Raw genomic sequence first — 13,275 nt, forward strand, 5'->3', positions numbered from 1 at the left:
AATCTATTGAACAACGCAGCGGCTTCAAACGAAATTGCGCGCCGTCGCACCGCGACGGGCTACCTATCCCGCGGGGCGCGCGATGAACACCCAGTCCCGCGTGTCCGGCGCCGTGAGCCGAAGCAGTGAGGCGCCCTCGGGAGCGACGTCGATCAATTGGCGTGCGCCTGTGCGCGGGTCAAAACCATCGATCCGCCACGACCGCTGCGCGAGTCCTTCGTCCGACAGCACCACCGGTTCCGTCACACCCCGCACGTAGACGACGTATAGTTTTCCGGGATTCGCAAGGCACCAATAAGCGGTGTCTGGAGCCTTGGTGACACCTGACTCCACACCGCCGTTCTCACCCGGCGCCACCTCGCCCTCCCCCCGGGGCTCGGAGGACGAGAGGCATTCGTCCCGAGGTTCAAGTGTCCAGTATTCCAAGGACTCAAAGATGTTTTTGATCATGCCGACCTGCTCGATCCAGGGTTCGTTTGCATGGTCGTCAGGGAGGAATGTTGTCCGATGTCGGGCACCGCCAAGATAGCTGGAACCGAAACCGGTGACAACATACCCGCCCGCCATCACGATGTCCCAGGTTGCCGCCCCGATCTCGGTGAGACCGTAGCTGTTGGCCTTGTCGACGCGGCCATCCGAATTGGCATCCCGTAACCAATAGGCATATTCCGCGTTGACGACCGGCTTGCCAAAATGCCGCGCTTCCAGAATCCGCTGATGCAATTGCGCGTAGTTCTGCTGGTAGTCGCCAAAATCCATCCAAGCAGCCTTTCCGTTGAATTCGCGAACAGTTCCAAGCAGCCTGCCGGGTGGATGCACGCCGATCATGCGGCGATGCGGATCGGAGGCTCTCAACACATCACCCAGACGGATGATTTCGCTTCGAAGCTCCTCCAACGGGATCGACCGTTCCAACGGGATCGACCGTTTGATTGCGGTTGTGGACCATTCTCCCGACACCAGGAATTACACATTGAAGGCCGAATAGCGCCCCGATACATAGCGCGCAAAACGCTCCCGGGCTGCCTGGTCTGGAAACTGGCTCCACGCATACGGTTCACGTCTCGACTTCTCTCCCCAGGCGAGCGCCACGCCGACTGTCAATCCTTGTTCATTGGCCCAGGCGATGCGCTTGTCCACTTCTCGAAAATAGTCCGGATTGATTTTTTCAGCGCTCAAATCCCTCCAAGGAGGCCCGCCATTGTTCCCCCAGCCCAATTCACTCAACAGCATCATGTGGATCGCGTTAAAACCCTGCTGCGCGCGATTCGCAGCGTAGCGCTCCGCGCTGGCGCGGTGAAGATGCTCCTCGTCGTTATCCTGCCCGTAGGCCCATGCCGTGTCCCCCAGAAACCAGACATGTTCTCCATTTTGATGCTGAAAAATGCGCCGGCCATCCCGCCGCCGGCTGCAGGCCGCCCCGCAGCTCTGAAGGCACGCATTCGAAGCGGCCCTCGCGACCATTGAGACCCGCATCGCCACTGGACACCGACCATCGCCACAGGCCCGGCTTGTCCGGCGAAAAGCGAAAGCGCCAGGTGCTTCCTCCGTCCCAGAAGAGTGGCACCTGGCACCTGGATCCGCCATTGGGCTCGATCAATGTCGCCTCCGCAGCAACCTCGACATACGGATTCGAATAACTGCCCTTGGCATCCAGGGAAACTTCAAGCCTGGCGAAGAGAGGGACCTCGGATGGAAACACCGCCTCCGCCGCTTCAGCTTGCGTGACACAAAGCGAATACAGCAGGAGGATGGCGGAGAAGCGGCCAGCCGGGTTCAACGCGGGCCGGGATTGTTGATGGGAGTGCATGAGGGGATTCCCGATGATCGCAGGGATTGGTGCTCCGCGAAACGGAGGACGCTCGCTGCAGCATCGCCTGCGAAGGCGGGCTTCGCACCAGCCTTTTCATGCCGCGGGCCAGCCGGCACAATCCGCATTCCATGCAATGGATTGAATGAAGGACCGCCCTCGGCGCCGCAGAGCGCCTTGCGCCGATGCGTCGTTTCCCGACGACTACTGGATGTTCGGCGCACCGGCAAACCTCCCGATGGAAGGTCGCGGGCGGGCAGCAATGGGTTCAATCCATTGAATGCCCAATGCGTTGCCGCGAGCCGGGCTGCCAGTCAGGAAACATCCAAGCGCTGAACCGGAGGTCCCGGCCGAACCGCGCGGCTCAAATTCCACCCGATGAAGCATCTCACACCCGAAAAGAGCCAGGAGCTGGCGGACAAGGCATTCCACATTCGCCGCCTCTGCCTTGAGTTCATCACCTGCGCGGGATGGGGACACATCGGCGGATCCTTCTCGGAGGCCGAAATCCTCTCCTGCCTGTACGGAGGTGCAATGCGCATCGATCCAAGGCAACCGGACAGTCCCTCCCGGGACCGCTTCATTTTGTCCAAGGCGCACACCTCTCCCGCACTCTACGCCACGCTTGCACTCCAGGGCTTCATTCCCGAGGAGCGGCTTTTCTCCTATTGCCGGATTGGCGGGCTCGACGGACACACCCAGCGCGGCCAGTGCCCGGGGATCGAGTATTCGGGAGGATCGCTTGGAACAGGATTGAGCTACGCGGCAGGCATCGCACTCGGCCTGCGCCTCCAGGAAAACTTCGGTTCGATGGTCTACTGTCTTCTCGGCGACGGCGAGTGCAACGAAGGCCAGGTCTGGGAGGCGGCGATGAGCGCGGCCCACCACCGGCTCGACAACTTGATCGCCATCGTTGACTACAACAAGGTCATGGCAAAGGGCAAGGTGTCCGACCTGATGGCCATCGAGCCCCTCCGGGAAAAATTCTCCTCGTTTGGCTGGTCCGTACTGGAATGTGACGGACATGACCTGGCTGAACTTTGGGCGACATTTCACCGGGCCAAATATCTCGAAATGCGCGGGCGACCCGTGCTGGTGATCGCCCACACAGTCAAGGGCCGCGGCCTGCCCGAAGCGGAATTCAACTATCATTGGCACACCCACGCTCCCAGCGTCGCGCAGGCGGAGGCGTTTCTCGCGGCACTGAATCTCACCTACGGCAGGAACAAACGGTTCTCCCGAGTGCTCGTGTCTCCTTTCGACGGCGGACTGGAGGCTGTGGTTTCAGCGGATCTCGGCACTTCCTGAGGAAAAACCATCATGCCAATTTCATTTTCACCCAAGAGCCTGCGGGAAGTGTTTGGTGAAACGCTGGTCGAACTCGGCGGCATTCACCGGAATCTCCTGGTGCTCGACGCAGATCTGAACACTTCCTCGCGCACGGTGCTCTTCAAAAAGGCGTTCCCCGACCGCTTCATTCAGTGCGGGATTGCGGAAGCCAATCTCTTCGGAATGGCCGCGGGACTTTCATCCCAGGGGTTCATAACCTTTCCGTCTACATTCGCCGCATTTGCGGCGCGCAAGGCGCTCGATCAGGTCTATGTCAACATCGCCTATCCACGGCACAATGTCAAAATTGCCGGGTCCTACTGCGGAATGACCGCGACCGAGTGCGGACCGTCGCACAACTGTGCGGAGGATCTCGCTGTCATGCGGTCGCTGCCACACGTCAAGGTTTTCGACCCGGGGGACAACTTCGAGCTGCGGGCCATGATGCACGCCATTGCCGCGGATTCCGGCCCGGCATACTTTCGGGTGTCCAAGGTGAACGCACCGGAGCTTTTTTCAAAAGATCACACGTTCGACATCGGCCGCGGGCACGTGTTGAGAAGCGGCCGCGATGTGACGCTTGTCGGCACGGGTTTCATGACTGCCGTCGCATTGGGAGCCGCAATGCTACTTGAGCGTGAGGGCGTTTCTGTGGCGGTTGTTCACATGCCATCGATCAAGCCGATCGACGAGGACCTGATCGTCAGCCAGGCGCGTGCAACAGGAGCAATCCTCACCATCGAAAACCACCGTGTTTTTGGCGGCCTTGGAGGAGCCGTCAGTGAGGTGCTCTCACGCAACTACCCGGTCCACCTTGAAATGCTGGGGCTGGGGGACACCGTGTTTGATTCCGCTCCACTTCAGGATCTTCTGCGCCACTATGAATTGACACCCCGCGACATGTCCCGGAAAGCGCAAACGCTGCTCCAACGAAAACGACGCGCATCAGCAGCATGAGCGCACCTCACGCTATTTCTCGGCACCGCCGCGTCCGGGATCCCCGGCAGCTCTTCGGAGACTACATGAGGCTGACCGGCACGCCCACACTCGCCAACGAAAAGGGCGTGAAGGGATTGTCCGGCAAGGCACTTGGACTGATAAACGGTTCAACCTGGGTGAGCCTGTGGGGAACGTGGTTTGGGCGCAGGATTCTCCCAGGGGTCAAACTCGTCCACGCTGGCGGAGATCACGTGCAGCTTCATTTCATGGAGGCTCATCATGCGGGCCGCCGCTGCCCGCCCAGGGAAAACATTGAGAGCTTCGTGCACACTGCCCGGGAACTCGTCGCTTTTCATACGGTCGACGCGATCCTGATCACGTGTTCCACAATGAACCGGGCGGCGCCTGAAGTCCGGCGGGCGCTTGCTCGAAAACGGATACCCGTTGTCCAGATCGATGAGCCGATGATGGAGCATGCTGTTGAACGTGGCGGACGAATTCTGGTCGTAGCCACCCATGGGCCGACTGTCGCGAGCACGCAGGCCATGCTGATGGAAACAGCAAAAAGACTCGGAGTAAGTGTTGAGTTCGATGGTGCGACGGTGGAGGAGGCCTTCGATCTCCTGGGTGCCGGAAACATTGCCGCGCACAATCGTCTGATTGCCCGCGCAATTCGAACGGCCATCAAGCGCGGACCTGTCTCCACTGTGGTGCTGGCTCAACTGTCCATGAGCGTCTGGTCCTTGGATCACCCCGACTCCGAACGCGAATTCGGCGTACCAGTGCTTACAAGTGGTGAGTGCGGCTTCCAACGCATCCGCGAGATCCTGCTGCGCGCCAAGTGAGCTGTCAGGAATTGACGTCAGTTCTCTTGGAACTTGGAAATCATGCCATGAACAGCTCTCCTGACCACACCAAAACCTGGCGACACATACTTCGACTCGCGGCAATCTTCTTCGCAGCCTTCGCCGCCGCCGTTCCTCGCGCGGAGTCGGCCGCCGGGGAACCGGCCTGGGACATTGTGGTCTACGGCGGCACTTCTGCAGGCGTGTCGGCGGCCATTCAGGCATCCCGCATGGGCAGGTCTGTTGTGCTCATCGAACCCAGTTCGCGACTGGGCGGACTGAGCAGCGGCGGACTGGGACAGACCGACATCGGCAACAAGCAGGCGATCGGCGGCATATCGCGCGAATTCTACCAGCTCATCGCCAAGCACTACTCCGATCCCTCGGCATGGGTCTGGCAGGAGCGCAAGGAATACCGCGATTCCGGACAGACTCGCACGGATGCAGGCGAGGCGACGATGTGGACTTTCGAGCCCAGCGTTGCATTGAAGGTTTTTCAATCGATGATCGCCGCGAGCAGTGTCCGCGTTGTCCATCGCGAACGCCTCGATCTCAAGGACGGAGTCGAGATGTCAGGTGGTCGCATTGACTCGATCAGGATGGAGTCCGGGCGGGTGTTCAGGGGACGGGTATTCATCGATGCGACGTATGAGGGTGATCTTCTCGCCAAGGCCGGTGTGACCTATGTTGTCGGGCGGGAGGCCAACAGCGCCTACGGCGAGACTGTTAACGGCGTGCAGACAAAACATGCCCTGAAGCACAATCTCGTCGCAGGAATTGATCCGTACCGGCGAAAGGGCGACAAGACCAGCGGGCTGCTTCCTGGCATCGATCCCACCGGACCTGGCATTGAGGGCGGGGAGGATCGCCGCATTCAGGCGTATTGCTTTCGAATGTGCCTGACGGATCATCCTGACAACCGGATACCGTTTGAGAAGCCGGAGGGATACAATGAGCTGGAATATGAATTGCTCTTCCGAAACTTTGAAGCCGGAGAGCGGCAGATGCCGTGGATCAATTCGTCGATGCCCAATCGCAAGACGGACACGAACAATCGTCACGGGGTCTCCACGGACTACATCGGGCAGAACTACGCCTATCCGGAGGGTGACTACGAGACTCGCCGGGGCATTGTCCAAAGGCACCTCCGCTACCAGCAGGGACTGATGTGGACGCTTGCGAATCACCCACGCGTGCCCGCTGAAATTCGGAACGAAGTTGCGCGCTGGGGCATGGCCAAGGATGAGTTTGTCGACGGGCATGGCTGGCAGGAACAGATTTATGTCCGTGAGGCGCGTCGCATGGTCGGCGAACAGGTGATGACCCAGCACCACTGCCAGGGCCGGGAGCGGGTGGACGATTCCATCGGACTGGCGGCCTACACGATGGATTCTCACAACACGCAGCGCTATGTGAACGCGGAGGGTTTCGTTCGAAACGAAGGCGACGTCCAGGTCGGAGGGTTTCCACCCTACGCGATCAGCTACCGGGCAATTGTTCCGAAGCGGAACGAGTGCCAAAACCTGCTTGTGCCCGTCTGCCTTTCAGCCTCACACATTGCCTATGGGTCCATCCGGATGGAACCCGTATTCATGGTTCTTGGCCAATCGGCAGCGACCGCCGCGGTGATTGCAATAGACGATCAGGTTCCTGTGCAGTCTGTGAACTACGCCAAACTTGAGAAGCGGCTTTTGGCCGATCACCAGGTGCTCGCGAATCGCGTTCAACCGCGGGCTCCAAACAAGGCCCGGTAAACGTCCCCTTCACCTGGAAAGTGGCGCACGCACTAGAACCAGCATGCGTCCCGCAGCGCTACCGCTGGGGCTCGTCGAGAAGCACCGAGATGTTTCCGTGAAGTGGATAGTCGCGTGAGGCGACGATCGCCAGCATCCTTGTGGGTGTTGGCGCGATGGCGCGACACACATGCGGGACCATGGCGTCGAAGTAAACGGAGTCCCCCGCGCCAAGCTCCATGCGCTCCTTTCCGTAGATGAACACACATCTCCCTTCGATGACGTAGTTGAACTCCTGGCCTGGGTGCGACTGGAGCGCCACCTGTGATTTTGCGGATGAAAGGTCGACCAACAGGGGTTCGAGGAGCTTGCCCTTCTTGTCCTCCGCGAGGAGTTCAACACGGAAGCCCTTGCGTCCGCGAAATCGGACTTTCCTGCCCTGTCCCGCACGCGTGACAACCAGAGGACTGTCCCCATCGTTTGCTTCGAAAAAGCTGGTCAGTGAAACCCCAAAGGCCGCGGCCAGTTTTTCGAGGTTGGCAATATTGATGGGGGTTTTCTGACGCTCAACCCGGTTCAGATAAGCCGCTGAAATTCCCGAGCGTTCCGACACCTCCCGCAGTGTAAGCCGGTTCTCCTTTCGCAGCGCCGCGAGGCGCCTCGCAATATGTATCTCTGCAACGCCAGGAAGCCGCGCGGGAGACCTGACTGATGCGGAGGAGCCTGGGAGCGGTCCCGCAGATGGGGAGGTTCGCTCTCGATCGACTCGCGGCTTGTTTCTGGCAATCGAGGACATGCAACGTCAGCAGAACAATTACTGCTGCAAAGGCGATTGGATTTGCGGTGCCCAGAGCTGAATCGAGCACCTCCAGGCACCGGGCTGAAGACCAGCGGATTATCCATGCCGCTGAACGAAAGGGGCGACTTCAAGCGTCCGGACTTCGTGGGGCGCAAGGTCGAGGGCATGGATGTCATTCACTGCAATGATCCTCACGCGTTGAGGAACCCGCTTGAGATTCGCAATTGTGAGCCGGCAAACCCCGTCTTTTTCCACCGCGTAGGCGGCAGCATGATTCGGGTGACTTGACTGTGTGCGCATCACCACACCTCCGGCGGAAATTGAAATCTTCCGGAACACCTCGCCCACCGGAAGGAGCCTGCCTTCCGAGTCGACGACGCCGTTGGGTCCGACAGTTTCGTAGTAGGTGGCACTGGCCGCGCCCTGTGCCGCCAGCGACGCCAGACTGCCGAGAGTCCATGCAGCTCCGAACAATGTGCCATGGCGGGAGTCCTCGCGAAACGATGTCTCCCCTGGATGTGGGAAAGGAGCCCGGCGCGTCGCGTCGGGCCGGCATCGCGGCGTCAGGGTGACGGGCGAAACGACGACGGGGCGTCCTCCGGAAACACGCCGCGCGTTCTCAACCGTAGCGCCCTGCACCGCGAGCGTTTCGATCAGCGAGTCAGCATCAAATGCGTGAACCTGCGGATTGAGGCCGTAAGCGATGAAATCCGCGGCAAGACCGATTCCTGGTTCACGATTCAATTCAGCGAAGTTTTCCCTGGATCCTCCCCCGACCGGCGCTGCAAAGGAAGTGACGGCCACGTGCTTGCGCAGCATTTCAACGAGCTCCGGCGGTGTGCAATCGCTGGATTCATGAAAAATCAGCCAGCGCGCAATGACCGGCTGCGGCGTGAGGGTGCGAAGGTGGGCAAGGCATTCGCTGACCTGCGATTCCGCATCAGCGTCGACGACCAAAGCGAGCTCGAGTTGCGTCTCAGTCGTCTCAGAGGCTGAGACTGCTTCACTCAATCGGTCACGGAACGAAGCTTGATTGAGCTTCAGATCGACTCGCAGGTGATCGAGCCGCATCGGGCGCAGCACCTCGGAAATGAACTTCGTGGGGACGCCGGCGTTCCAGATGATGCCAAGACTGGGCGTCCGATGTCCGGATGATTGATCCACATGAATCTCCACGACGGGCGGCGGCATCCACGGAAAGATGAAGCCGCGTGGGGCATTTGTGATCGCCCCTGTCAGTCGAACTTCGATCCGTTGCCGGATGCACGTTCCTTTGGCGACAAGGACGGGACGGGGAAGCGCGAGCGGCGTGCAGTAGGTCTTGAACGAAGCATCCGTCCAATTGCGCTGATCCTCCATTTCAAAGTCATCCCCCTCCATCCTTGCCTCCACACGCTGGCCAGGTGCGAACTCGTGAGAAATGGACCGCAGGTTCAGGAACGGCTGATGGGGGGATATGTCCCGCGGAAAAAAGGCATTCCTCCTTCCGCCGCCCACGTGCTCGAGCTCGCAGGCTTCACCAGCGACCCTGGCGGAATGAAGCACACAGAAACCGATCCGGTTTCTCTCAAAACGGCTCCGGGCCTCGCCCTCAAACTCGTATGCAAGCGATCCATCAGCGCCTCTGATTCTCCCCTGCCACCCAAAGTCGATATCGCCAGCGAGGCATCGTGCGGAGAATCTCACTTCAAACACCTTGTCCCGCTGCTCGATCGACAGGTCGGAAATCAAGGCCGGCACCGTGGTCCAGTAACGGTCGCGAACCCGCACATTGATGCCGCGCAGGATCTCAAAGCGCCCGGCATGAACGTTGCAGACCTCGCCCGTGTCGGCATCGAACACAAGCGCGAGCGGCCCTGCGCGCAGCGGACGGATGTCCATTTTCAGGTGATCCGCTACGGCACCAGCCGGATCCGGCGGCGATTGAGCCGCGCAAAAAGCCTGCGGCGTGTGCTGTCCACCAGCACGGCAAATAGAATCACCCCGGCGATCAGCATCGGATACAGGTAGGGGTCCGCGTTCACAAACACGAGACCGCTTTCCATGCTCTGGATCAGGAGGGTGCCCAGCAGCGTGCCGGGAAACACGCTGCCACGGCCACCAAACAGGCTCGTTCCGCCGAGCACGGCGGCTGCGATTGCCTTGAACTCGTAGTTTTCGCCAAACTTGGGCGTCACCGCTCCGAGTTACCCCAGAAGCAGGACGGTGCCGAGCGCCGCGCAGACACCACTTGTCACATAGACCAAGGCAATCGTGCGCCCAACGCGCACGCCCGCCTTGCGAGCTGCGTTTTGACTCTCACCAACCGCACACACGTGCCTTCCAAACGAAGTTCGTGTGAGAATCATGTGACCGGCCGCGACAATGACGCCCAGTACCATGACCGGAACAGAAACTCCCGCAATCCGTGCGGCACCGAGTTCGGTGAATTTTTCCGGGAGATTCATCGCCTGGGTCTGGGTAATCCAAAGCGCGAAGCCGCGGCCGGCGAAAAGCAGTGAAAGCGTGACGATGAACGCCGCGATCCGCAGCCATGCGATGAAGATCGCGTTCAACGCTCCGCAGGCCAGGCCGACGGCGCAAATTGCCGCAAACACCAGTACTGCAGGCTGGCCCGCCATCGCCATCTTTCCCCCCACCGCGGCTGCGACGAACATGATCGCCCCGACCGACAGATCGACTCCGGCGGTTAGCAGGACAAACGTCATTCCCACGGCAATGATGCCGACGGGCGCCGCCTGGATCACGATGTTCCGTGCACTGTGCATCGTGAGGAACTGCGGGGACAATGCGCCGAAAACCGCAAATACGGCCAGAAGCAGAATGAGCTGCATGTGACGCAGAACGAAGAACGCGATGCCACCCGTGCCAGTGCGCAAGCGCCCGCCGGGCCGGTGCCCTGGGATCAGTGGCGGATTCATCGCTGAACTTCCCGGGGAAACGCTGCTTCGAGAAGCCGTTCCCTCACAAATTCCGATCGCTGAAATTCAGCACGGATTTCTCCCTGGCTCATGACCAGGATGCGGTCAGCAATGCCGATGAGCTCCTCAATGTCGGAAGATATCAGGAACACCCCGGAACCTCGGTCCGCAAGATCCAGAATGAGCTGATAGAGTTCGAGCTTCGCCCCTACATCGACACCGCGCGTTGGCTCGTCCAGGATGAGCACTCCCGGTCGTGAGAGCAGCCATTTGGCCAGGACAACCTTCTGCTGGTTGCCGCCGCTGAGCGTATTGACGGGACGCGCATCGTCGGCGCCGGCGGGCAGCCGGACGGCCGCGCGTATGGAATCGATCGCTGCCCGCCACGCACCGAGATCGAGCAACTTCAGCGGCGGCCGGGCGTGCTGCCGCAGTGAGACTAGTGTTCTGTCGCGGAAATGACTATACATATATCATGCGGCCTTCTTGCGCGGCTTTCGCCGGGTGCAACCGGGCTGGATGGCCTCGAGCCGGCGACGACAGCGTTCGATCCTGGCAAGGATGTCCTCCGCCTTGGCGGTCCAAACAAATGGCGTGGGCTCCTGGTTCCATTGCTCGATGAAGCGGGTGATCGAGTTGATCAGATCGGGAACACTGGAGAAGCTGCCGCGACGCACCGCCTTGCCGGTGAGTTCGGCAAACCAGCGCTCCACCAGATTGAGCCAGCTCGAACTGGTGGGAATGAAGTGCAGTTTGAAGCGTGGACGCCGGGCGAGCCAGCGCTGCACCCGCTCGTGTTTGTGGGTGCCGTAATTGTCGACGATAAGATGGAGCTCGTCCGCCTCGGCATATTCCGCGTCGATTTGTCGCAGGAACTTCAGGAACTCGATGTGCCGGTGGCGCGGGAAGCAGTGGCCGCTGATCTTGCCGGCGGCCACGTTCAATGCGGCAAACAGCGTGGTCGTGCCATGGCGCACGTAGTCGTGCGTCCAGGTGCCGCAGCGACCGCGCTTCAGCGGCAGGCCTGGTTGCGTGCGATCCAGCGCCTGAATCTGGCTTTTCTCGTCCACGCAGAGCACCACCGCGTTTTGCGGTGGGTTGAGGTAAACGCCCACCACATCGAGCAGTTTGGGCACAAACTGTGGATCGCGGGAGAGTTTGAACGTCTCCTGTCGGTGCGGCTGCAACCCATGCTCCTGCCAGATACGCGCGACTGTGCTCGCATGCACGCCCTGCGCCTTCGCCAGGGTTCGCGCGCTCCAGTGCGTCCGCCCCGGCGGCTTCGTGTGCAGCGTCGCTTCGACGATCCTTTTCGCCAGCCCTCGGCGCGGCTTGCGCCCGCGGCCATTCGCCACGTCCCACAATCCTTGCGGACCTGCGGACACAAAGCGCTGGCGCCACAGCCGGCAGGTGTGCCGGTTCACCTCCAGCTCCTCCGCAATCGTGGCATCGTCCAGCCCTTCGGCCTTGCGCAAAATGATCCGGCAGCGCTTCACCACCTGCTGGGGCGTACCGTGCGCGCCCACCCAGCGCTCCAAAACGCCACGTTGGTCTGCCGTGACCGTCAGAATCGTCGGTTTCCTGCTCATGCTTGCAGGTTGAACGATAACGACTTTTAAGTCTAGTCATTTCAGCAACAGAACACTAGCGCAATGTTGTCCGCAATGGACGCTTCCAAACAAATCCCCTCCTGTCGGCGATCCTCTGTCAGGAATGCAAGACCGCGCTCAATCCGGCGGCGGGGTTCGAGGCCGACGATCGATGTTCCGTCGAGGGAGACTTCCCCGCTGGCATGTGGATCAAGCCCGAAAAGTATTCTGGCAAGTTCCGAACGTCCGGCACCCATCAGACCAAAAATGCCGAGCACTTCGCCGCGATTCAGAGTGAATGACACATTGTTGACCACACAGGGCTGGCTCACATTGCGGGCGACAAGTGCGGGCACGGGTGTCGGCAGGCAGCGGCGCGATGGGAAAAGCTGCCCGAGCTTTCGCCCCACCATCGCAGTGACGATCTGGTCGGTGCTGAACTGGGCCGTTGAGCCGGACGCCGTCACCTCCCCGTCCCGAAGCACGACCAGGTCATCGCAGAGATCCCTGATGTGTTCGAGGATATGGGAGATGTAGATCATTGCAATGCCCTGCCGGCGCAGGCTTCGCACCAGGCCGAACAGGGTTTCGGTCTCCCGCGCACTGAGGGATGTCGTTGGCTCGTCGAAAATGATCAAACGGGCGTCAATGCTGAATGCCCGTGCGATCTCCACCAACTGCCGCTCACCTGCTGACAAGGTTTCAACGAGGGCATCCGGCGAAACCGCCAGGCCCACTCGATCCAGAAGCGCCGTGGTCCTCAAACGGAGAGTCCTTCGATCGACAAGCGGCAGCCCGCGGCGACACGGGAGATCCGCAAGGAAGATATTCTCCGCGACGCTCAAATTGGAGAAGAGATTGAGTTCCTGGTGGATGAAGGCGATCCGCGCGCGTGCGGCATGGGTCGGATCGGTTGGAAAATAGGAATGCCCCCCTATCTGCATCGTGCCTGCATCGGATCGGAGATTCCCTCCCAGAATGTTCATCAGCGTCGATTTGCCCGCGCCGTTTTCGCCCACCAGACCGGTGGTGTGGCCCGCAGGCACGGCGAAACTCACGCCCTTGAGAACCGGTACACCGTGAAAGCGCTTGACGATGCCCTTGAACTCGACAGCGGGCGACGGGGTCATGCGCGGGCGCCTCGGGCGAATTGATGCCGCAGCGCATCAAGCACCGCAGCGAGAAGAATCACCGCCCCCTTCGCAATCGTGATGGAGAAGATCGAAAGATTGAGCAGGTTGAGGCTGTTGTCGACGAGCTTGAGGAAAACATGTGAGCGACTGAGCGAACATCATGGATTTCTGGCGGAT

General features: G+C 60.4%; 14 protein-coding genes. 4 read left to right on the top strand and 10 right to left on the bottom strand.

The genetic code is table 11. The annotated features are described in order from the left end of the window. Positions 1-63: 63 nt before the first annotated feature. The 3 genes from HS122_11590 to HS122_11600 form a co-directional block, all read right to left on the bottom strand. Entirely contained in the window at positions 64-915 is an 852-nt protein-coding gene (locus tag HS122_11590) for a hypothetical protein (GenBank protein ID MBE7539043.1), read from the bottom strand. A gap of 51 nt (positions 916-966) precedes the next feature. Beyond that, positions 967-1,236 carry a DUF4038 domain-containing protein gene (locus HS122_11595; protein ID MBE7539044.1) on the bottom strand — a complete coding sequence of 90 codons (270 nt, stop codon included), beginning with the start codon at positions 1,234-1,236 and terminating at the stop codon, positions 967-969. 79 nt (positions 1,237-1,315) lie between these two features. Further along, the gene (locus HS122_11600; protein ID MBE7539045.1) at positions 1,316-1,810 is read right to left on the bottom strand and encodes a DUF5060 domain-containing protein; all 495 of its coding nucleotides are present in this window, start codon (positions 1,808-1,810) and stop codon (positions 1,316-1,318) included. Positions 1,811-2,188: 378 nt separating this feature from the next. Between HS122_11600 and HS122_11605 the strand changes: the two genes are divergently transcribed. The 4 genes from HS122_11605 to HS122_11620 are packed head-to-tail and all read left to right on the top strand — an operon-like array spanning position 2,189 to position 6,677. Further along, positions 2,189-3,118, top strand: coding sequence for a transketolase (locus HS122_11605; protein ID MBE7539046.1), 930 nt, complete (start codon positions 2,189-2,191; stop codon positions 3,116-3,118). Between the two features lie 12 nt (positions 3,119-3,130). After that, the gene (locus HS122_11610; protein MBE7539047.1) at positions 3,131-4,096 is read left to right on the top strand and encodes a transketolase family protein; all 966 of its coding nucleotides are present in this window, start codon (positions 3,131-3,133) and stop codon (positions 4,094-4,096) included. Next, a complete protein-coding gene (locus tag HS122_11615) occupies positions 4,093-4,923 on the top strand; it encodes an aspartate/glutamate racemase family protein (GenBank protein MBE7539048.1) in 831 nt (276 codons plus the stop codon). Before HS122_11610 ends, HS122_11615 begins: the two co-directional genes overlap by 4 nt. Before the next feature lie 47 nt (positions 4,924-4,970). Next, positions 4,971-6,677 (top strand): FAD-dependent oxidoreductase, encoded by a 1,707-nt coding sequence (locus HS122_11620; protein MBE7539049.1) that lies wholly within the window; start codon positions 4,971-4,973, stop codon positions 6,675-6,677. Between the two features lie 58 nt (positions 6,678-6,735). Here HS122_11620 and HS122_11625 read toward each other — a convergent pair whose 3' ends face one another. The 7 genes from HS122_11625 to HS122_11655 all read right to left on the bottom strand — a co-directional run bounded on the left by HS122_11625 (position 6,736) and on the right by HS122_11655 (position 13,095). Then, complete coding sequence (locus HS122_11625) at positions 6,736-7,452, bottom strand: cupin domain-containing protein (protein MBE7539050.1); 717 nt, start codon at positions 7,450-7,452, stop codon at positions 6,736-6,738. Positions 7,453-7,551: 99 nt separating this feature from the next. After that, positions 7,552-9,336, bottom strand: a complete 1,785-nt coding sequence (locus HS122_11630; protein MBE7539051.1) for a hypothetical protein — start codon at positions 9,334-9,336, stop codon at positions 7,552-7,554. Positions 9,337-9,350: 14 nt separating this feature from the next. Then, positions 9,351-9,632 carry a hypothetical protein gene (locus tag HS122_11635; GenBank protein ID MBE7539052.1) on the bottom strand — a complete coding sequence of 94 codons (282 nt, stop codon included), beginning with the start codon at positions 9,630-9,632 and terminating at the stop codon, positions 9,351-9,353. Positions 9,633-9,641: 9 nt separating this feature from the next. Next, a complete protein-coding gene (locus HS122_11640) occupies positions 9,642-10,376 on the bottom strand; it encodes an ABC transporter permease (protein MBE7539053.1) in 735 nt (244 codons plus the stop codon). Then, complete coding sequence (locus HS122_11645; protein ID MBE7539054.1) at positions 10,373-10,846, bottom strand: sugar ABC transporter ATP-binding protein; 474 nt, start codon at positions 10,844-10,846, stop codon at positions 10,373-10,375. The genes HS122_11640 and HS122_11645 overlap by 4 nt, the downstream gene beginning before the upstream one ends. Before the next feature lie 3 nt (positions 10,847-10,849). Further along, positions 10,850-11,965 carry an IS630 family transposase gene (locus tag HS122_11650; GenBank protein MBE7539055.1) on the bottom strand — a complete coding sequence of 372 codons (1,116 nt, stop codon included), beginning with the start codon at positions 11,963-11,965 and terminating at the stop codon, positions 10,850-10,852. 41 nt (positions 11,966-12,006) lie between these two features. After that, positions 12,007-13,095: a sugar ABC transporter ATP-binding protein gene (locus HS122_11655; protein ID MBE7539056.1), complete on the bottom strand. Its 1,089-nt coding sequence runs from the start codon at positions 13,093-13,095 to the stop codon at positions 12,007-12,009. Between the last annotated feature and the right edge of the window lie 180 nt (positions 13,096-13,275).

The sequence above is a fragment of the Opitutaceae bacterium genome (assembly GCA_015075305.1).
In the GTDB taxonomy this organism is placed as follows: Bacteria; Verrucomicrobiota; Verrucomicrobiia; order Opitutales; family Opitutaceae; genus UBA6669.

Coding starts and splice junctions, on each gene's coding strand:
- HS122_11640 (MBE7539053.1), bottom strand. CDS start 10,376: ATGAATCCGCCACTGATCCCAGGGCACCGGCCCGGCGGGCGCTTGCGC.
- HS122_11655 (MBE7539056.1), bottom strand. CDS start 13,095: ATGACCCCGTCGCCCGCTGTCGAGTTCAAGGGCATCGTCAAGCGCTTT.
- HS122_11625 (MBE7539050.1), bottom strand. CDS start 7,452: ATGTCCTCGATTGCCAGAAACAAGCCGCGAGTCGATCGAGAGCGAACC.
- HS122_11650 (MBE7539055.1), bottom strand. CDS start 11,965: ATGAGCAGGAAACCGACGATTCTGACGGTCACGGCAGACCAACGTGGC.
- HS122_11620 (MBE7539049.1), top strand. CDS start 4,971: ATGAACAGCTCTCCTGACCACACCAAAACCTGGCGACACATACTTCGA.
- HS122_11645 (MBE7539054.1), bottom strand. CDS start 10,846: ATGTATAGTCATTTCCGCGACAGAACACTAGTCTCACTGCGGCAGCAC.
- HS122_11595 (MBE7539044.1), bottom strand. CDS start 1,236: ATGATGCTGTTGAGTGAATTGGGCTGGGGGAACAATGGCGGGCCTCCT.
- HS122_11610 (MBE7539047.1), top strand. CDS start 3,131: ATGCCAATTTCATTTTCACCCAAGAGCCTGCGGGAAGTGTTTGGTGAA.
- HS122_11600 (MBE7539045.1), bottom strand. CDS start 1,810: ATGCACTCCCATCAACAATCCCGGCCCGCGTTGAACCCGGCTGGCCGC.
- HS122_11615 (MBE7539048.1), top strand. CDS start 4,093: ATGAGCGCACCTCACGCTATTTCTCGGCACCGCCGCGTCCGGGATCCC.
- HS122_11630 (MBE7539051.1), bottom strand. CDS start 9,336: ATGGACATCCGTCCGCTGCGCGCAGGGCCGCTCGCGCTTGTGTTCGAT.
- HS122_11605 (MBE7539046.1), top strand. CDS start 2,189: ATGAAGCATCTCACACCCGAAAAGAGCCAGGAGCTGGCGGACAAGGCA.